Below are 19,264 nucleotides of genomic sequence, written 5' to 3'. Positions count from 1 at the left end.
GGGAGGAATCGCATGGGGTGGAGGATAGGGAGAGGATGTCAGCAAGCTGTCAGATTCCTGTTTGCCGCCCGTACAGGCCCTCGGAGGGCCCGCTAAGTGAGCAGTTCCCCGTGGAGGGCGAGCGCCAGGCCCGCTTCCGCGCTGTCCGCGCGGCCCCGGTCGAAGGCTCGCTGGTAGGCCGCGTCACCGACGGCCTCGCGGGCCTGGCGCTCACAGGCCTCGCGCAGCGGACCGAGCTCCGGGGTGCCGCGCTGCGGGTGGCCGACCATCCGCCAGTAGAGCTGCCCGGTGCCGTACACCCGGGCGGCGTGGGCGCCCTCGCCCTGGGCGGCGACCGCGGCGGCCAGGATGTCCAGGCCGAGCGCGATGCCGAAGCTGTCTCGGAGCCGGTGCTTGCCGGTGAGCATGGACCGGGCGTGCGCGGCGGCCGCGGCGGCACGGCCCTGGAGGAGGGCGATCAACGCGAGCTGGTAGTCGACGTAACTGCGGGTCCAGCACTCGTCTATGGCCTCGCAGGCCGCGCGCAGGACGACCGCGGCCTCGGCCGCCTCGTCCAGCCGGCCGAGCCCGGTGAGGGCGAAGACGGTGATCAGGTGGCAGCGCAGCCGGTAGGTCGATTCGAGCGGGGTACCGGCCTCGGTGCTGCGCAGTACCCGGTCCACCTCGCGCAGGCTCAGTTCGGGCCGGCCGACCATCAGATGGGTGAGGCCGCGCAGGTACGCGGCGGCCAGGACGCCCTCGTCGGCCCCGTCCTCCGCGGCCGCCCGTACGCATTCCTTCCCGATCCGCTCGGCGGCCGGGTAGTCGCCCTGGAGCATCACGCAGATGCCGAGCACCCACAGGGCCCGGGTGCGGTGCGGCCCCCGTGCCGGACCGGCGTCCAGGGCGCGCTGGGCGTAGTCGCGGGTCTGCGGCAGGTGGCCGCAGCAGCACCAGAAGAAGCCGATCCGGCCGGCCATCTCCTGGGCGGCGGAGGTGTCGTGGGTGAGCAGGTGGTCCAGGGCCGCGCACAGGTCGGCGTGCGTGTCGGCGATGCGGTGGTACCAGCTGATCTGGTCGTCGCCGGTCCAGCCCGCGTGGGCGCTGCGGGCCAGTTGCAGGAAGCAGGCGGCGTGCCGGTCGGCCGCGGCGCGCTCCTCCCCCAGCTCGGCCAGCCACATCCGCCCGTACTCGCGGATGGTGTCCAGCATCCGGTGGCGGGCACCGTCGCGCACGACGACCGATTTGGCCACCAGTCCGCGCAGCGCCGTGGCCACCCCGTCCCCGGTGAGCGGTCCCCCGGCGCAGACCTCGCGGGCGGTCTCCTCGTCGAAGTCGCCGCGCAGCACGGTCGCCCGTGCCCAGAGCAGCCGTTCCAGCGGGGTGCACAGCTCGTGGCTCCAGCCGATGGTGGTGCGCAGGGTGCGGTGGCGCTGCGGGCGGATCGAGTCCTCGGCGAGCAGGTCGAGGCGGGAGCCGATCCGCAGTGCGATCTGTTCGACGGTGTGCCTGCCGGTGCCCGCCGCCGCGAGTTCGATGGCGAGCGGGATGCCCTCCAGCCGTCGGCAGATCTCGGCGGCCGCCTCCGCGGTGCCCGGTTCGTCGAACCGGGTGTCCGGGGCGATCGCGGCGACCCGGGCCCTGAACAGCGCGAGGGCGTCGGCCGCGCCGTCGACGGGCAGCGGATCCACCTCGACCAGCTGCTCGCCCTTGATCCCGAGGGGCTGCCTGCTGGTGGCGAGCACCGTGAGTCCGGGTGAGGTGGTGAGGATCTCCCCGAGGAGGTGGGCGCAGGCGGGGCGCAGGTGTTCGCAGGAGTCCAGGACGAGCAGCAGCCGCTTGTCCGCGAGCCACTCGCAGAGCACGTCCATGGGCATCCTCAGCGTGTGGTCGCTGAGCCCGACCGCGTCGGAGACGGTGGCCAGGAGCAGTCCGTCGTCGTGCAGCGGGGCGAGATCGGCCCACCAGACGCCGTCGCGGTATCCGGGTTCCGCGCGGCCGGCCGCGCGGACCGCGAGCCGGGTCTTGCCGACCCCGCCGGAGCCGGTGAGCGTGGTCAGCCGACGGGTGGCGAGGGCGTGCTCGATCCGGCCCAGCTCCGTCTTCCGTCCGACGAAGCTCGTGGTCTCCTCGGGGATGTAGCTCACCATCGTCACCGTCGCTGAACAGGTGGAGAGGCCGGTGCCCGGCCCCCGGGCCCGGTACGCACCGGGGCCGACGGCGCGGCTGCCGGTGCGTACGGGTTCGGGGCCGGGACCGGCCGGGTGGAGTGGGGAGGGGACGCCCGGGAGTGTGATGCTGCGACTCTCCCCGGCGGCTGGCCTCACGGTAGACCTGTTTCGGTCAGCGCGCTGAGAACACCGCCACTGTGCGTCCCGGAACGGTGAAACTTCCCGAACTCCGCCCGTAGGTGGCCTTCTTGACAGTAAGATCCGCGCCCGCCGCCTGGACGGGGTGCAGGACGTAGTTCCGGCCCGCCAGGGCGGTGACCTTCTGGGTGGTGGTGCCGGGGGTGGCGTTGAGGACGACCACCAGCTTCCCGAGCCGCATGGTGATCACTCCCGGGGTCTCGTTGCTGCCGGAGAGCGGGAAGGAGAGCGCGGACTGCACCTGCCCGGCGGTGGAGAGGCCGAAGTCCTTCTCGGTGGCGCGGATGGTGAGCAGGTCCCGGTAGGCGGCCGAGGCGCCGTTGATCTGCGCGCAGCCGGGGCTGACCGAAGGGTTGGCCAACAGCGGTTTCGCGTACGGCCACTTGGCCTCGTTGTCGGCGGCGGGCGGCAGTCCCCGGCCGAAGCCGTTGCCCGCGCGGCAGTCCCAGTGCAGGGCGTTGAACCAGTCGCCGCTGTCGAAGGAGTTGCGGTCCAGCGACTTGGAGCGCAGCAGGTCGGTGCCCGCCTGGGAGAGCGAGGGGCCCTGCGAGAGGGTGGCCGTCGCCATGGCCAGGACCTGCATACGGGCCCGGTCCGCGGCCGGGGTGTCCGCCGGGAGCTTGAAGGCGAGGGTGTCGTAGAGCGTCTCGTTGTCGTGGGCGTCGGCGTAGGCCAGCGCGTCACCGGGGGCTGCGGCGTATCCGGCCGGGGCTCCGTTGTAGTCGACGTCGGAGCCCTTGACCGTGGCGCCGGAGCTGTCGGTGAAGGTGTACCCGGCGAGGCTGCCGGTGAGCCCGACCTTGATCAGGTCCTGGTAGTGCAGCAGCCTGGCCCTCTGCTCGGCCTTCGTACCGTTGTGGGCGGAGGTGTTGGGGTCGGTGTAGAGGCCGGTGGCGAAACCCTGCACGCCGGGGTCCTCGTCGAACGGGGAGCCGCCGCGCACGGCGTCGCGGGCCCGGTCGGAGAAGGTGGCGATGCCGGTGCCGGCCATGTTCTTCTGGGTGGCCTGGACGAAGCGGGCGTCGTCGGCGATCTCACCGAAGTTCCAGCCCTCCCCGTACAGGATGATCTTCTTCCCGTCGACCCCGTCCTTGGCGGTCGTCAGGGCGTCGAGGGCCTTGCGGACGGCCAGGATGTTGGCCTTGGGGTGGTGCCCCATCAGGTCGAAGCGGAAGCCGTCGACCTTGTACTCCTTGGCCCAGGTGACGATCGAGTCGACGACGAGCTTGCCCATCATGGTGTTCTCGGGCGCGGTGTTGGCGCAGCAGGTGGAGGTGGCGACGGTGCCGTCCTCCAGGAGCCGCTGGTAGTAGCCGGGCACGATCCGGTCGAGTACGGACTTCTCGTCCTGGCCGGAGGCGACGGTGTGGTTGTAGACGACGTCCATGACGGTCCGCAGACCGGCGCCGTTGAGGCCCTGCACCATCTGCCGGAACTCGACCGTGCGCCGGGTGCCGTCCGGGTCCGAGGCGTACGAACCCTCCGGGACGGTGTAGTGCAGCGGGTCGTAGCCCCAGTTGAAGCCGTCCTTCGCGGCGGCCTTCGCCACGCAGGCCTGCTGCTCCGCGGAGTCGGGGGCATAGACGGACAGGTCGCAGGCCGGCTTCTGCTGGTCCTTCTTCTTCTCGGGAATGGTGCCGATGTCGAAGGCGGGCAGCAGGTGGACGTAGCCGGTGCCGGAGCCGGCGAGCTTCTTGAGGTGCTTCATCCCGTCGGAGCGGCTGTCGGTGAAGGCGAGGTATTCGCCGAGGTGCTCGGAGGTGGGGTCCGCGATCGAGAAGTCGCGGATCTGGAGCTCCTGGATCTGAGCGTCGCGCAGCGGCACGGCGGCGGGCTTGCGCAGGGTGCTCCAGCCCTTGGGCGCGAGCTTCGCGTCGTCGAGGTCGACGACGAGGCTGCGGACGGAGTCGGTGGTCAGGGCGGTGGAGTACGGGTCGGTGACCTTGTTGGTGACGAACTTCTCGACGGTGGGCGCCCAGACGTCCACGACGTACCGGTAGGCCTTGCCGGTCCAGTTCTTCTTGCCGGTGACGGACCAGACGCCGGTGCGGTCGTCGCGCCGCATCGGTACGGCCTTGCCGTCGAGTTCGAGCGCGACGGTACGGGCGGTGGGCGCCCAGACGGAGAGGGTGGGCGTGCCGTGCCGGAAGACCGGTCCGAGGGCGGCGCCGCTCGCCCGCTTGCCGTAGAGGTCGTCGAGCACCCCGGCGCTCTGCACCCCGGTGGCGGCGAGCAGGGCGCCGTTGGCCGCGCGCTGGGTGGCGATCAGCTGGCCGCGCAGGGCGTCACGGACCCGGTCCCGGTCGCGGGCGTCCACGGTGAACGCCGGGTAGTCCTTGAGGTGCGGGTACTTCGCCTTCTGCGCGTCGGTCAGCGCGGACGGGCTGAGCCGCAGCCACCGGCCCTCGTCGGAGAGCGCGCCGTCGACGACGGAGATGCCGCCGCCCGATGCGTAGACGAGCTGCTGGCTGGTGGCCTCGGTGGCCTTCACCTTCCAGACGACGGTGTCGGAGTCGATCCACTGCGCCTCGGCCTTGGTGAGGTCGGGGGCGGGGACGCCGCCGGTCTGCGGCAGCAGGTAGCCGGCCGTGCCACCGAGCATCCAGACCTCGTGGCCGTAGGTGGCCAGGTCGAGTGACTGGTCGCTGGGCAGGTCCTTCTCGTCGCCCCGGTGCAGGATGTAGCTGAGCGAGGTGGCCCCTTCGGCGAGCGGGACCTCGAAGGTGAGGCCGGAGGCGTCCTTCTGCACCGGCTGGAGCGGCTTGGACCAGTCGGTGGGCTCCGCGGCCCCGGTCCAGGTGTGCAGCCCCCAGCCGTCGTAGTCGCCGTCGGCCCGGTAGTAGTGCAGGACGGCCTTGCCGGTGTCCTGGGGCGGGTAGGCGCCCTCCGGGGCGGTGCCGGTCTGACCGTCCTCGCCCTGTGTGATCCAGACCTGTCCGGTCGTGGCGAGGTCGACGGTCCGCTCCGGCCCGTCGGCGGTCCCGGCCTTCTCGACGATGTACGGGACGGAGGAGGCCCCCTCCGGCACCTTGATCCAGGCGAACGCGCCGTAGGCGTCTCGACCGGCGAAGTCCGCGGTGGTCTCGCCGGACCTGGCCTGCCAGCCCTCGTAGTCGCCGTCGGCGCGCTTGTAGTGGATGACCGCGTAGTCGCGTTCCACGGCGACGGGCTTGGCGGGCGGCGGTGCCTGCCCGGCGGTGGAGGAGGCGAGGGCGCTCGCGGTGCGCCCGGAGCGGTCTACCACAACGGCCTTGTACCGCAGGGGTGTTCCGGCGGCGGTGGTGTTGTCGATGGTCTGGGTGACCTTGTACGGGGCGTGGTCGGCGGTACCGAGCGTGGTCCACTTCCCGTTGCCCCGCTGGGCGGCGAAGACGACGCGGTTGAGCGAGCCGCCGTCCACGTCGGCGGTCAGCTCGACGGTGCCGGTGGCTCCTGCGGCGGGTGCCTTCAGGGAGATCGTGGGCCTCGCGGCGGGGGTGCCCAGCGGCTTCGCGGCGCGGAGCACCACGCTGGAGAGGGCCGGGACCGTGACGGTGATCCGCTGGTCGGCGCCGCTGCGGACCGTGCCGGAACCGCCGTACAGGGTGCGGAAGTCCATCCGGGCGGACTCCGTGGGCAGCTGGACGGTCTTCGCGGCCGTGCCGTTGTTGGCGGCCACGACGTACTCGTCGCCGCGCGCCGGGTCCGTACGGGAGAAGGCGTAGACGGAGCCCGAGGCATACCGCTCGGTCTGCACCCCGTCCCGCAGCGCCGGGTTCTTGGCGGTCAGCTCGGACAGGGCGGCGATCGACCGGTAGAGCGGGTGCCTCTGGTCGTACGCGTCGGAGGCGTGCGTCCGGTCCGTGCCCAGCTCGTCGTCGTCGAGGTAGTCGGCGGTCTTCGAGGCGAACATGGTCTGGCGGGCGTCCTTGTCGCCCCCGGCGCCCGTGAAGCCCTGCTCGTCGCCGTAGTACACGACGGGGTTGCCGCGGCTGAGGAACATCAGCTCGTTGGCGAGTCCGGCGCGCTTGACCAGCTCCGCGTCATCGGCCCCGGGGTTGTCCTGCTTCAGGAAGGTCCCGATGCGGCCCATGTCGTGGTTGCCGAGGAAGGTCACCTGCTCGTAGGCGTTGGCCCTGTCGGTGGTGTACCGGTAGTCGTCACCGAAGACGGCGGCGAGCTTCGAGGCCGGGGCGCCCTGCGAGGCGTACTGGCGGGCCGCCTCCTGGAACGGGAAGTCGAGCGTCGCGTCCAGCCGCCCCTGGGTGACGTAGGGCGAGGTGATCGCGGTGTCGGCGGAGTAGACCTCCCCGAACATGAAGAAGTCCTTGCGCCCGTGCTTTGCCGCGTACCCGTCGAGCGCGGTGGCCCACTGGGTCCAGAAGTCCAGGTCGACGTGTTTGACCGTGTCGATCCGGAACCCGTCGATGCCGAAGTCGCGGACCCACTTCTCGTAGATCTCCTCCATCCCGGAGACGACCTCGGGCCGCTCGGTCCACAGGTCGTCGAGACCGGAGAAGTCGCCGTACGTGGTGGACTCGCCGGCGTAGGTCGAGTCGCCCCGGTTGTGGTACATCGTGGGGTCGTTGAGCCAGGCCGGCGTCTTGCCGCCGGAGGTGACCGGCTTGTACGGGAAGGAGTCGGCATCCACCTTCGCCATGCCCGCGGCGTCGTCGAAGGGCCGGCCGGTCCGGTCCAGGTACGGGTAGGCGCCCTTGGGCCGGTACCCGTAGGTCTTCTCGGCGTAGTCGACGGTGTCGGCGGTGTGGTTGGTGATGACGTCGAAGAAGACCTTCATGCCCTTGCCGTGGGCCTTGGCGATCAGCTTCGTCAGGTCGGCGTTGGTGCCGAAGTGCGGGTCGACCCGGGTGAAGTCGGTGATCCAGTAGCCGTGGTACCCGGCGGAGGCGTCCTTGCCGGTGCCCTGGACGGGCCGGTTCTTGAAGATCGGCGCGAGCCAGATGGCGGTGGTGCCGAGCCCCTTGATGTAGTCGAGCCTGTCCGTCAGCCCCTTGAGGTCGCCGCCCTGGTAGAACCCCTTGTCGGTGGGGTCGTACCCGGTCTCCAGCCGCGAACCGGTGAGCCCGCCCCGGTCGTTTCCGGTGTCGCCGTTGGCGAACCGGTCGGGCATCACGAAGTAGAACTGCTCGCGGGTCAGGTCGTGCCGGGCCGGCTCCGCGGCCAGCTTCGCGTCCGAGGGCGCGGCGGGCGGCCCGGAATTGGCGGACGCGGAGGCCGCCGGGACCAGCGGGAGCAACGCCGTGCACAACGCGGCGACGGCTCCCCGTCTCAGGGTGGAACGGAACACGGGCGGGGTCTCCTTGTATGAGGGAGGGGGCGCTCCGGGTACCGCGTCCGGAAGATCCGGCCGCGGCACCCGGACAGGAGGAGGAAGAGGTCAGCCGCGCCAGACGTCACCGGTCAGAGCGGCCTTGCCGGAGGCCGGCACCGTGGCCGTGCGGTTGGCACCGCTCTCCCAGGTGACGTTGCCGCTCGCGTCCTTGCGGATGTACTTGTACGCGAACGTCGTACCGGCGGGCAGGCTCACATCGAGCTTCCAGACGGGGTACGTGGCGGGGTCGAGCTTCAGCGCGGCGCCGGGGTTCCAGTTGCCGAGGGCGGGCTGGTCGCCGGTCACGTAGATGTTCTGGCCGAGCTGGGTGGTGGCGTTGACCCCGAAGGAGGCGCCGGAGGTGCCCGTACCGGGGCCGGTCGGGTCCGTGCCGCCGCCGGAGCAGGTGCGGGCGCCGGTCTGGAGGGCGAGGGCCGTGTTCGCGCCGAGCGTGGCGGTGAACCGGCCCGAGCTGTCGACGGTGACGCCCTTGCCGGACTGGATGTCGCAGTAGTCACCGGCGGGCAGCGAGGTCTGGAAGGTGCGGCTCAGCGCGGCGCTCTCGTGGTTGATCGCGACGTACGCCTTGGAGCCCCGACCGAAGGCGATCTGATCGCCCCCGTTGTCCCACCAGTTCGTGACGGCCTCACCGCGGGCGGTGTTGCGGAAGCCGACCATGGAGGCGATCTCCCGCCAGGCGTGCTGGCACTTCCACCCGTCGCTGTAACAGGCGTTCACGGTGCCGCCGTTGGGCGGGCCCGCGTCCTTGTCCGACCACTCGTAGCCGGAGTGGACGTCGGGCGAACCGTAGGGCCAGGCCAGCATGAACACACTGGCGAGCGTGTAGTTGGCACCGTCCTTGTAGCTCAGCGTGTCGCCGCCGCGCTCGGTGTCGTGGTTGTCGACGAAGACCGCGGCCCTGGCGGAGGACATGAAGCCCCAGCCCTCACCGAAGTTCTTGAGGTTGGCGAGGTTCTCGTTGTTGAAGACCTGCTTGAGGCTGCGGGCGTAACGGAATTCCTGGACGTCCCCGGTGCCCGCGTACTCGTCGGGCGAGACGGCCTCACCGGCCCCGTAGATCGCCTCCTGCTTCCAGTAGACGCCGGGGTCGCTCAGCCGGGACTTGATGTTGGCGAGGTCCCCGGCGGGGATGTGCTTGGCGGCGTCGATACGGAAGCCGTCGACGCCGAGCGAGAGCAGGTCGTTGAGGTATCCGGCGATCCTGCCGCGTACGTACTCCTCACCGGTATCCAGGTCGGCCAGACCGACGAGTTCGCAGTTCTGGACGTTGGCGCGGTCGCCGTAGTTGCTGATCTGCGACTGGCAGTCGTTCATGTCGTTGACCGAATACAGGCCGGGGTAGTCGTACTTGCTGTACGAGGATCCGCCGGTACCCGTGCCGGAGCCGGCCGACATGTGGTTGATGACCGAGTCGGCCACCACCTTGACGCCCGCGCTGTGGCAGGCGCTGACCATGCCGGCGAAGGAGGCACGGTCGCCGAGCCGTCCGGCGATGCGGTAACTGACCGGCTGGTACGAGGTCCACCACTGCCCGCCCTGGATGTGCTCCTGGGGCGGCGAGACCTGTACGTACCCGTAACCGGCCGGGCCGAGCGACTCCGTGCACGCCTTGGCGACGGAGTCGAACTTCCACTCGAAGAGAACCGCGGTGACGTCCTTGGTGCCCGGAGCGGATGCCTGCGCGTTCGTGGCGGGGACCACGAGGGCGGCGGCGCCCGCTATCAGCGCGAGCGCGGCAGACAGGGGTCTGCTGGCCATGTGTTTCCTCCTGCGGTGGGGGAAATGCGGGTGACGGTTCAGCCTCGTCCGGCAACGCACCCTGCCCTCAAGGCTCCTGAAGGTTCTTGCTGCAAGAATGCAAACCTTGCCGCGGGGAGACCGTACGAGCCCACCGGGACCCGGTCAACCCTTTGGACACGAACCGCTCACACCCTGCTCACATCAACGAAATACCGCAGATTCCTTCCTGCAAGGTCTTACGCAAGACATTGCAGCCCTGTTACGTTTCTCCCGACTCCGGTCCGGCCGGCCGGGGGTCCCGTTACCCCGGGCCCCACGCGCCCGGCCGGCCGGGCCGGTCATGTACAAGAGGGGCACCTGGGGGTCACACTCCCCGCCGACCCGACCGGGTCGACTCCCGGTGCCCCTCGCGTGCGTGACGGAGGGTCCTGCCCCACGGCCGCCCGGCGCCTACCCGTCATGATGAGCACCGAGCGGGGGCTGTTCCACGCCCCCACGACCGACGAACACGTATGACGTCTTGGGGGAAACAGCATGGTGCGCACCGGGGTCTACCTCGCCCATCCGAAGCCGGGAAGCTTCAACCACGCGGTGTTCGACGCCGTGGTGCGGGAGCTCCGCGAGCGGGGCAGCGAGGTGCTGGCGCACGATCTCTGCGCGGAGGGATTCGCACCCGGGCTGACCGCCGACGAGACGGAGACGGTCCGGTCCGCCGCGGACACCCCGGATGCCCAACTGGCCGCGCACCGGGCGGAGGTGGCCACGCTCGACGCCATGGTGTTCGTCCATCCCAACTGGTGGGGCATGCCGCCCGCCGTCCTCACCGGTTGGGTGCAGCGCGTGCTGGTGCCGGGCGTCGCCTACAAGCTGGGCGCGTCGGACGGGAAGCCGCGGGCGCTGCTGAAGGCCGGCCGGGCGCTCGTGCTGAACACATCCGACACTCCCGCCGAGCGTGAGGCGGGCGAGTTCGGTGATCCGCTGGACCGGATCTGGTCGGCATGTGTCCTGCCCTACGTGGGAGTTGCCGATGTGCGCCGGGTCGTCTTCCGGACGGTCACCGACTCCTCCGACGAGACCCGCGCGTCCTGGCTGCGCGAGGCCCGCGAGCACGCCCGTGCGCTGCTGGCCTGACGTGCGCGGCGCACGGCACGGCCCCGGGGCTCCTGCCGTGCGCGAGCCCGTCCGGCGCGGACGTCAGTCCCCGCGCACCCAGGACGCCACCGCCGCCGTCGAGCCCCGTACCACCAGCTCCGGCTGGAACACGTACTCCGTGCGCTGTACGGGGCTGCCGGCTATCTCCTCCAGGAGTGCGCCCACCGCGGCCGCCGCCATCGCCTGGACGGGCTGGCGGACCGTGGTCAGCGGGGGGTCGGTGAACGCGATGAGCTGGGAGTCGTCGAAGCCGACCACGGACACGTCGCGCGGCACCGCGAGGCCCCGGTCGCGGGCGGCGCGGACCACGCCCAGGGCCATCAGGTCGCTGCCGCAGACGATGCCCGTGCAGCCCCGGTCGAGCAGGGCGCCGGCCGCCACCTGGCCGCCCTCCACGCTGAACAGGGTGGAGCACACCAGGAGTTCGGCCGCCGAGCGGTCCATCCCCAGGAGCGACACCGCCGCGTCCACGAAGCCGTCGCGTTTGCGGCGCGAGGGCACGTAGCGCTGCGGACCGATCGCCAGGCCGACCTTGCGGTGGCCCAGTTCCGCGAGGTGGCCTACGGCCATGCGGACGGCGGCGGTGTCGTCGGGCGATACGAACGGGGCGCTGATCCGTTCGTTGTAGCCGTTGATCAGGACGAACGGGACGCCCCGGTCGGTCAGCGCGGCGTAGCGCGCCGGGTCGGCCGAGGTGTCGGCGTGCAGTCCGGAGAGGAAGACGATGCCGCCGACGCCGCGTTCTACGAGCTGCTCGACGAGTTCGTCCTCTGTGGCGCCGCCGGGCAGCTGGGTGCAGAGCACCGGCGTGTAGCCGTGGCCCGCCAGGACCTGTTCCACAGACTGCGCGAACGCCGGGAAGATGGGATTGGTGAGCTCGGGCGTCACCAGTCCGATCAGTCCGGCGCTGCGCTGCCGCAGCCGTACCGGGCGCTCGTAGCCGAGGATGTCGAGCGCCGCGAGCACCCGCTGACGCGTGGTGTCCGCGACGCCCGGCTTGCCGTTGAGCACCCGGCTGACGGTCGCCTCGCTGACCGAGGCCTGCCCGGCGATGTCGGAGAGCCTCAGCGGGCTGCCGGCCCTGGGCGGGGGGACGGTCACACCGTCCACCACACCGTGGTGTCGGCCGGCAGTTCGATCTCGGCGCCGTCGGTGGTGACCGGGGCGCTGGACAGCAGGACGGTGCCGCGTACGGGGATGCGGACGGCGGTGTCCGTGGTGTTGACGGTGCAGACGAAGCCGGGACGGGCGAAGATCAGCAGCCCCTCGGGGGCGTCCAGCCACTCCACCGCGGTGCCCGCGCCGAGTCCGGGGTGCACCCGGCGGGCGGCGATCGCGGCCCGGTACATCTCCAGGGTGGAGCCGGCCTCGCCGGTCTGGGCCTCGATGCTCAGCTCGCCCCAGCCCGTGGGCTGCGGCAGCCAGCTGCCGCCCGTGCCGAAGCCGTACGAGCTGCCCTCGCGGGTCCACGGGATCGGCACCCGGCACCCGTCGCGGAAGCCGTCCTGGCCCTCGGCCCGGAAGAACGACGGGTCCTGGCGGGCCTCGTCGGGCAGCTCCGTGACGTCGGGCAGCCCGAGCTCCTCGCCCTGGTAGACGTAGGCGGAGCCGGGCAGCGCCAGCATCAGCAGCGTGGCCGCGCGGGCGCGGCGCAGGCCCAGTTCGCGGTCGCCCGCGGTACGAATCTGGGTGCCGAGGCCCGGCGGGTTGGCGAACCGGGTGGCGTGCCGGGTGACGTCGTGGTTGGAGAGCACCCAGGTGGTGGGGGCGCCGACCGGGCGCATCGCGTCCAGCGAGGTGTCGATGACCTCGCGGAGCGCCTCGGCGTCCCAGGAGGTGGCCAGGTACTGGAAGTTGAAGGCCTGGTGCATCTCGTCCGGGCGCACGTAGTTGGCGGTGCGTTCGACGGTCGGGGTCCAGGCCTCGGCGACCGCGATCCGCCCGCCCGTCGCCCGCCGCCGCCCCTCTGACGGAGGCCCTTCGGGCCCCATCGCGTCGGGGTACTCGTCGAGGATGGTGCGCCAGCTGCGGTAGATCTCGTGCACGCCGTCCTGGTCGAAGAACGGCATGACATCGTTTCCGAGCAGCTTCAGCTGGTCGTGCGTGCCCAGGTCGGGCAGGCCCTCGGCCTTGACGAGGCCGTGCGCCACGTCGACCCGGAAGCCGTCGACGCCCATGTCGAGCCAGAAGCGCAGGATCGAGCGGAACTCGTCCGCGACGGCCGGGTGCTCCCAGTTGAAGTCGGGCTGCTCGGGCGCGAAGAGGTGGAGGTACCAGTCGCCGGGCGTGCCGTCCGGGTCGGTGGTCCGGGTCCAGGCCGGTCCGCCGAAGATGGACTCCCAGTCGTTGGGCGGGAGTTCGCCGTTCGCGCCCTTTCCGGGGCGGAAGTGGTAGCGGTCGCGCAGGGCGGAGCCGGGGCCCTCCGCGAGCGCGCGCCTGAACCACTCGTGCCGGTCGGAGGAGTGGTTGGGCACCAGGTCGACGATGATCCGCAGGCCCAGTTCGTGGGCGTCCCGGATCAGCGCGTCGGCGTCCAGCAGGGTGCCGAACATCGGGTCGATGGCCCGGTAGTCGGCGACGTCGTATCCGGCGTCGGCCTGCGGGGAGGCGTAGAAGGGGCTGAGCCACACCGCGTCGACGCCGAGGTCCTTGAGGTACGGGAGCCGGGCGGTGACGCCTGCGAGATCGCCCATGCCGTCGCCGTTGCCGTCGGCGAAACTGCGCGGATAGACCTGGTAGATCACCGCGTCCTGCCACCAGCCGGTGCGGTGGCCCGGGGCGTCGGTGGACGTGCCGGTGGAGGGGGCAGCGAGGTGCTGGGTCATGTCGTCCCTGGGGTGTCTGGGTGGGGAGTGGCGCCGGGACCGGGTCGGGATGCCGGCGCCACCGTGACTGGTGCGTGCGGGTCGTGCTGCTGCCGTGGGGCCTCAGCCCTTGACGGCTCCGGCGGACATGCCGGTGACGAGGTGCTTCTGCGCGAACAGGAAGACCAGGGCCGCGGGTATCGCGATGAGCACGGACGCGGCGGTCATCGGGCCCCACTGCGCCCCGTACCGGTTGACGAAGAGCTGGAGTCCGCCCGCGAGGGTGAGGTTGTCCTCCCCGACCATGAAGGCGGAGGCGTACGCCACCTCGCCCCAGGCGGTGATGAAGGAGTAGAACGCGGTGACGGCGAGTCCGGGCTTGGCCAGCGGCAGGATGAGCCGCCAGAACGTGCCGAACGGGGTGAGGCCGTCGACCTGCCCCGACTCGTCGATCTCGCGCGGGATGGTGTCGAAGAAGCCCTTCATCATCCAGGCGCAGAACGGCACCGAGATGGTGAGGTAGGTGATGACGAGACCGGCCGGCTTGTTGAGCAGGCCCATGGTCGCCATGATGTTGTAGATCGGCACGATGAGGACGGCGACCGGGAACATCTGGGTGATCAGCAGCGTCCACATCAGTCCGCGCTTCCCGGGGAAGCGGAACCGGCTGACGGCGTAGCCGGTGGAGGCGGAGACGATCACGCCGACGAGCGTGGTGAGGCCCGCGACGACCACCGAGTTGCCGAACCAGGTCAGGAACTTCGTGTCCTGGAGCAGGTGCGTGTAGTTCTGGAGCGTCGTCTCTTTGAAGAAGTCCGTGGTGGTCGCGAACTCGGCGGGCTTCAGCGAGGTGAGCAGGACCCACAGCACGGGGAAGACGGCGATCACGGACGCGACGATCAGCGTCAGGTGCAGTGCGGTGGAGGCCAGCGGCGAACGCTCGCCGCGCAGCCGGACCTTGGGCGCGGAGTGCCGCGCGGCGGGGGCGGGTGCCGTGGTCACCAGTCATCTCCCTGGGTGCGGAGGACTCGCCGGTACACAGCGGCGAAGAGCATCAGGAGTACGAGGATCAGCACGCCCCACGTGGAGGAGAGCGCGAAGTCGCGCGGGCTGATCTCGAAGGAGAACTTGTACGCCTGCGTCACCAGGATCTGGGTGGCGTCGCCGGGTCCGCCGCTGGTCAGCAGGAAGATCACCGGGAACATGTTGAAGGTCCAGATGGTGGAGAGCAGGATCACGGTGGTGGAGACCGGCCGCAGTCCGGGCAGCGTGATGTGGCGGAAGCGCTGCCAGGCGGTGGCGCCGTCCATCTCGGCGGCCTCGTAGTGCTCGCTGGGGATGGACTGGAGCCCGCCGAGGAGGGCGACCATCATGAACGGCACACCGAGCCACACGTTGACGGCGATGACGGAGAGTTTCGCCCAGGTGGGGTCGTTGAGCCACGGGATGCCGTCGAAGCCGCTCCCCGAGAGGATCCTGTTGAGCAGCCCGCGGTCCTCGTTGTAGAGGAAGCGCCAGGCGAAGACGGAGACGAAGCCGGGGATGGCCCAGGGCAGGATGAGCGCCATCCGGTATGCGGAGCGCCCGGCGATCCGGCGGTTGAGGATGTTGGCGAGCCCCATGCCGAGGGCGAAGGTGATGGCCACACAGGAGACCGTCCACACCAGGGTCCAGCCGAGGGTGCCGAGGAACTCGTTGCCCGTCAGTACGTCGGTGTAGTTGTCCAGACCCACGAACTCGTACGTCGCGGGGATGTGGTTGACACCGATGGACCGCTCGACGTTGCGCTCGTTGGCGTCGGTCAGCGACAGGTAGATGCCGCGGACCAGCGGATACCCGATGATCACGCCGATCACGATGACGACCGGGGCGACCATGGTCCAGGCGTACCAGTGGGTCGAGAGCGCCCGCCGGATCCGGCCCGGGGGCGTGGGGTTGCCAGTACCGCGGCTCCGGCCGCGGGCGACGGTGTCGTCGCCCGCGGCCTTCGCCACCGACTGGCTGGTGTGGACAGCCATCAGCCGGCCTGCCTTCCTGGGTTACTTCCAGCCCTTGAGGAGCTTGCGGTAGGAGTCGCCGGTCGTCTTGACGGCCTTCTCCGGGGAGGTCTGTCCGGTGAGGACCTTCGTGTACTCGGTGACGAGCGGCGCGAAGAGGCTGCCGGTCTCCGGGATCCAGGGGCGCTCGACGGCGCTCTCGACGACGGGCTTGAAGAAGCCGACGATCTCGTTGTCGACGACGCTCTCCTGCGCGTAGGCCGAGGTGCGGGTCGGCAGCAGGTTGAGCTCCTTGGTCACCTGGGCCTGGGTCTTGACGGAGGTCATGTAGTCGACGAAGGCGTAGGAGGCGTCGAGGTTCTTGGAACCGGCGTAGACGGCGAGGTTGTGACCGCCCTGCGGGGCGCCCTGCGCGGCGGAGCCGGCCGGGACCGGGGCGACGCCCAGGTTGGCCTTGTCCTTGAACTCCTTGCCGGTGTAGGTGTCGGCGACGGCCCACGGGCCGTTGATCATCATCGCGACCTTGCCGTCCTTGAAGGACGACTGCATGTTCTCCCAGCCGTCCGTCGCGTCGGTCTTGGCGGCGCCGGAGTCGACGAGGTCCTTGACGACCTTCATCGCCTTGACGCCGGCCGGGTTGTCGATGGTGACGGACTTGTTGGAGGCGTCGACCATGTCGCCGCCCTCGCCGTACAGGAAGGAGAGGAACCAGTACGCGTCGTCGCCGCGCAGGTAGAGGCCGGTCTTGCCGGTCTTGTCCTTGATCTTCTTCGACGCGGTCTTCAGCTCGTCGACGGTCTTGGGGACCTGGACGCCGGCGTCCTTGAAGATCTTCTTGTTGTAGAAGATGCCCATGGAGTCGATGACCTGCGGCACCGCGTACGTCTTGTCCTTGTACTTGGTGGACGCGGCGGCCTGCTTCAGGAAGTCGTCCGCCTTCTGGAGGGCGGGGGTGCCGTCCAGCGGGGCGAGGTAGCCGAGGTCGGCGAACTCGGGCGTCCACGCGACCTCGGAGCGGATCACGTCGGGGGCGCCGGAGCCGGACTGCGCGGCGTTCTTGAACTTGTTCTGCGCGTCACCGAAGGGGACGTTGACGTACTTGACGTCGACCTTGGGGTGTTCCTTCTCGAAGCCCTCGGCGATCTTCTTGAAGACCTTGTCCTCGCTGCCCGCCGTGGAGGTGTCCCACCACGTGACGGTGCCGGAGAGCTCGCCCGAGCTCTTGGAGGTGCCGTTGGAACTGTCGTCGTCGCTGCCGCAGGCGGTCGCCGCGAGCGCCAGGGCCGCGACCAGGGCGGTGGCCGTTATGCCACGTCGCATCTGAACTCCTTCAACTGCCGTACCGCTCCGTCGCGGCGCCGGGTCGACGTGAACGTAACAAGGATGAAAGAAGGCCGAAAGAGTTTGCGGAAGATTTCTGCAAGCTCCGGCGATCGTTACATTCGCGTGTCCTCACGGTTGCCGTCAAGCCCCTTGACGCGCGGCCCTGAACCCTGGCAGGGGCTGGCCACCGCCCATGATTCCGCAGTGCGACGATCTGACCGCAGCCCGCAGACGGGTCCCGCAAGGTCTTGCAAGATGTTGCCGGCAGCCGCTGCGGGAAGAGCCATGTGCGGCGTCGCGGGCCCCTCGCGCGGCCGCCGGAGTCCGATTCCTGCGCATGGTGGGCAATCCGACCCGCTCCCGGTACAGTCCAGTTCCATGACCGCACGGCTTGCCGATATCGCAACTCAGGCGGGGGTCAGCGAAGCGACGGTCAGCCGTGTACTGAACGGCAAGCCCGGGGTTGCCGCTGCCACCCGCGAATCCGTCCTCGCCGCGCTCGACGTGCTGGGCTACGAACGGCCCGTACGGCTGCGCAGGCGCAGCGCGGGTCTGGTCGGGCTGATCACGCCCGAGCTGGAGAACCCCATCTTCCCGGCGCTCGCCCAGGTCATCGGGCAGGCGCTGACCCGGCAGGGCTACACCCCGGTGCTGGCGACCCAGACCCCCGGCGGCTCCACGGAGGACGAGCTGACCGAGATGCTGGTCGACCGCGGCGTCTCGGGAATCATCTTCGTCTCCGGACTGCACGCGGACACCTCGGCCGATATGCAGCGCTACGAGCAACTGCGCGCCCAGGGAGTCCCCTTCGTACTGGTTAACGGTTTCTCGCCCAAGGTGCAGGCGCCGTTCATCTCACCGGACGACCGGGCCGCGATGCGGCTGGCGGTGACGCACCTGGTGTCGCTGGGCCACACCCGGATCGGACTGGCCGTCGGGCCCAAGCGGTTCGTCCCGGTGGTCCGCAAGATCGAGGGCTTCCACGCCACGATGCGGGAGCAGTTGAACCTCGCCCCGGACGAGGTGGAGGAGCTGATCCAGCACTCCCTGTACACGCTGGAGGGCGGTCAGGCGGCCGCCTCCGCGCTGATGGAGCGGGGCTGCACGGCGGTGGTGTGCGCGAGCGACATGATGGCGCTCGGCGCCATCCGGGCGGCTCGCAGGCTTTCCAGGGACGTGCCGCGCGATCTCTCCGTGGTCGGTTACGACGACTCCCCGCTCATAGCGTTCACCGATCCGCCGCTGACCACGATCCGGCAGCCGGTGACGGCGATGGGCCAGGCCGCGGTGCGTACGCTCCTTGAGGAGATCGGCGGCACACCCGCCCCGCACAGCGAGTTCGTCTTCATGCCCGAGCTGGTCGTGCGCGGTTCGACGGCCGCGGGCCCCGGTCCGGACGCGGCATCGGCCGCCCAGCCCGTCCAAGGATCCCACGCACAGCCGTAGTCCGCAGGACGTGCAGGCCGCTCCCGACCGGAGGATCATCAGGCGGAGGGGGCAAATCTGGCAGACTCTATTCCTATGGGTGAATTGAGCGTGAAACGACAGGAAGGCCGTACGGAGGCCACCCCGTCACCCATCGTGAACGAGGCGGCTCCAGAGGCGGACACGAAGCGACCCGGCGACGTGAAACGGATGCGCAGACTGCGCGACCGCGCCCTGGCGGGGCTGCGAGGTCCGCGGTCCCCCAGAAGGCCACGCCTCTGGTTCGAAATCCTGCTGATCGCGGTCAGTTACTGGCTGTACTCGCTGGTACGCAACGCCGTCCCCGAGCAGAGGGCGGCGGCCCTGGCCAACGCCGACTGGATCTGGTCGGTCGAGCGGTTCATGGGCATCGCCGTGGAGCACTCCATCAACCACGCGGTCAACTCGGTGACATGGCTGATCGTGTCGATGAACTACTACTACGCCACACTGCACTTCATCGTCACCATCGGCGTGCTCGTATGGCTGTTCCGACGCCACCCGGGCCGCTACGCGGCAGCCCGGCTGGCCCTGTTCGCGACCACGGCGGCCGCGCTGGCCGGCTACTACCTCTACCCGTTGGCGCCACCCCGCCTGATGAACGGCAGCACGTTCATCGACACGGTCATGGTCCACCAGACCTGGGGTTCGATGGCTTCGGGCAACTTCAAGAACATGTCGAACCAGTACGCGGCGATGCCGTCGATGCACATCGGCTGGTCGCTGTGGTGCGGGCTGACCGTGTTCGCCCTGGCCTCCGCGCCCTGGGCGAAGATCCTGGGCCTGCTCTACCCGATGGTCACCCTGATGGTGATCGTGTCGACCGCGAACCACTTCTGGCTGGACGCGGTGGGCGGCATGGCCTGCCTGGCCTTCGGTTACGCGGTGTCGTACGCCTGGTACGGAGCGCTGCCGCACCATCTGCCCAGGCGGATCGCCCCGAAGGACGCCGGGCGCGCCCGGCTGTCCGCGCTGTCGGTCCACCGGGCGAAGGCCGCGGCGGGCCGGAACTGACGGAACCGGGCGGGCGGGGGTGCCGGTCCGGGTGCGCGCGGGCGTGCCGGTCCGGGGCAGGGCGGCGGGCATGACCGGTTTCGGGGCTCC

General features: G+C 70.3%; 11 protein-coding genes. 3 read left to right on the top strand and 8 right to left on the bottom strand.

All coding sequences use genetic code 11. The annotated features are described in order from the left end of the window. Positions 1-92: 92 nt before the first annotated feature. The 3 genes from ACIP89_RS04240 to ACIP89_RS04230 all read right to left on the bottom strand — a co-directional run bounded on the left by ACIP89_RS04240 (position 93) and on the right by ACIP89_RS04230 (position 9,438). Positions 93-2,129: an ATP-binding protein gene (locus ACIP89_RS04240; protein WP_401922542.1), complete on the bottom strand. Its 2,037-nt coding sequence runs from the start codon at positions 2,127-2,129 to the stop codon at positions 93-95. 193 nt (positions 2,130-2,322) lie between these two features. Continuing rightward, the gene (gene pulA / locus ACIP89_RS04235) at positions 2,323-7,635 is read right to left on the bottom strand and encodes a pullulanase-type alpha-1,6-glucosidase (RefSeq protein ID WP_402112921.1); all 5,313 of its coding nucleotides are present in this window, start codon (positions 7,633-7,635) and stop codon (positions 2,323-2,325) included. A gap of 90 nt (positions 7,636-7,725) precedes the next feature. Further along, entirely contained in the window at positions 7,726-9,438 is a 1,713-nt protein-coding gene (locus ACIP89_RS04230; protein WP_401922536.1) for a carbohydrate-binding module family 20 domain-containing protein, read from the bottom strand. Between the two features lie 516 nt (positions 9,439-9,954). On the opposite strand from ACIP89_RS04230, the gene ACIP89_RS04225 reads away from it, so the two are divergent. Next, positions 9,955-10,551, top strand: coding sequence for an NAD(P)H-dependent oxidoreductase (locus ACIP89_RS04225; RefSeq protein WP_401922533.1), 597 nt, complete (start codon positions 9,955-9,957; stop codon positions 10,549-10,551). A 63-nt stretch (positions 10,552-10,614) separates the two neighbouring features. On the opposite strand, the gene ACIP89_RS04220 is transcribed toward ACIP89_RS04225, so the two are convergent. The 5 genes from ACIP89_RS04220 to ACIP89_RS04200 form a co-directional block, all read right to left on the bottom strand. Then, a complete protein-coding gene (locus ACIP89_RS04220) occupies positions 10,615-11,685 on the bottom strand; it encodes a LacI family DNA-binding transcriptional regulator (protein WP_401922530.1) in 1,071 nt (356 codons plus the stop codon). Further along, a complete protein-coding gene (locus ACIP89_RS04215; RefSeq protein WP_401925267.1) occupies positions 11,670-13,397 on the bottom strand; it encodes a glycoside hydrolase family 13 protein in 1,728 nt (575 codons plus the stop codon). Before ACIP89_RS04215 ends, ACIP89_RS04220 begins: the two co-directional genes overlap by 16 nt. A gap of 102 nt (positions 13,398-13,499) precedes the next feature. After that, positions 13,500-14,378 carry a sugar ABC transporter permease gene (locus tag ACIP89_RS04210; RefSeq protein ID WP_401922525.1) on the bottom strand — a complete coding sequence of 293 codons (879 nt, stop codon included), beginning with the start codon at positions 14,376-14,378 and terminating at the stop codon, positions 13,500-13,502. Further along, the gene (locus ACIP89_RS04205; RefSeq protein ID WP_401922522.1) at positions 14,375-15,394 is read right to left on the bottom strand and encodes a carbohydrate ABC transporter permease; all 1,020 of its coding nucleotides are present in this window, start codon (positions 15,392-15,394) and stop codon (positions 14,375-14,377) included. The genes ACIP89_RS04210 and ACIP89_RS04205 overlap by 4 nt, the downstream gene beginning before the upstream one ends. Positions 15,395-15,415: 21 nt before the next feature. Continuing rightward, a complete protein-coding gene (locus tag ACIP89_RS04200; RefSeq protein WP_371773616.1) occupies positions 15,416-16,693 on the bottom strand; it encodes an extracellular solute-binding protein in 1,278 nt (425 codons plus the stop codon). Positions 16,694-17,074: 381 nt separating this feature from the next. Between ACIP89_RS04200 and ACIP89_RS04195 the strand changes: the two genes are divergently transcribed. Next, positions 17,075-18,142 (top strand): LacI family DNA-binding transcriptional regulator, encoded by a 1,068-nt coding sequence (locus tag ACIP89_RS04195; protein WP_401922519.1) that lies wholly within the window; start codon positions 17,075-17,077, stop codon positions 18,140-18,142. 75 nt (positions 18,143-18,217) lie between these two features. Then, positions 18,218-19,174: a phosphatase PAP2 family protein gene (locus ACIP89_RS04190; RefSeq protein WP_402112916.1), complete on the top strand. Its 957-nt coding sequence runs from the start codon at positions 18,218-18,220 to the stop codon at positions 19,172-19,174. The last annotated feature ends 90 nt before the right edge of the window (positions 19,175-19,264 follow it).

Origin of the sequence: Streptomyces sp. NPDC088730 (assembly GCF_044751215.1) — a bacterium.
Taxonomy (GTDB): Bacteria; Actinomycetota; Actinomycetes; order Streptomycetales; family Streptomycetaceae; genus Streptomyces.
Note: the sequence above shows the minus strand (reverse complement) of the source record. Positions and strands in the feature narration are given on the sequence as shown.

Bases quoted from the DNA above. Each gene is read 5' to 3' on its own strand.
- ACIP89_RS04200 (WP_371773616.1), bottom strand. From the start codon at position 16,693: ATGCGACGTGGCATAACGGCCACCGCCCTGGTCGCGGCCCTGGCGCTC.
- ACIP89_RS04205 (WP_401922522.1), bottom strand. From the start codon at position 15,394: ATGGCTGTCCACACCAGCCAGTCGGTGGCGAAGGCCGCGGGCGACGAC.
- ACIP89_RS04240 (WP_401922542.1), bottom strand. From the start codon at position 2,129: ATGGTGAGCTACATCCCCGAGGAGACCACGAGCTTCGTCGGACGGAAG.
- ACIP89_RS04190 (WP_402112916.1), top strand. From the start codon at position 18,218: ATGGGTGAATTGAGCGTGAAACGACAGGAAGGCCGTACGGAGGCCACC.
- ACIP89_RS04225 (WP_401922533.1), top strand. From the start codon at position 9,955: ATGGTGCGCACCGGGGTCTACCTCGCCCATCCGAAGCCGGGAAGCTTC.
- ACIP89_RS04195 (WP_401922519.1), top strand. From the start codon at position 17,075: ATGACCGCACGGCTTGCCGATATCGCAACTCAGGCGGGGGTCAGCGAA.
- ACIP89_RS04215 (WP_401925267.1), bottom strand. From the start codon at position 13,397: ATGACCCAGCACCTCGCTGCCCCCTCCACCGGCACGTCCACCGACGCC.
- ACIP89_RS04230 (WP_401922536.1), bottom strand. From the start codon at position 9,438: ATGGCCAGCAGACCCCTGTCTGCCGCGCTCGCGCTGATAGCGGGCGCC.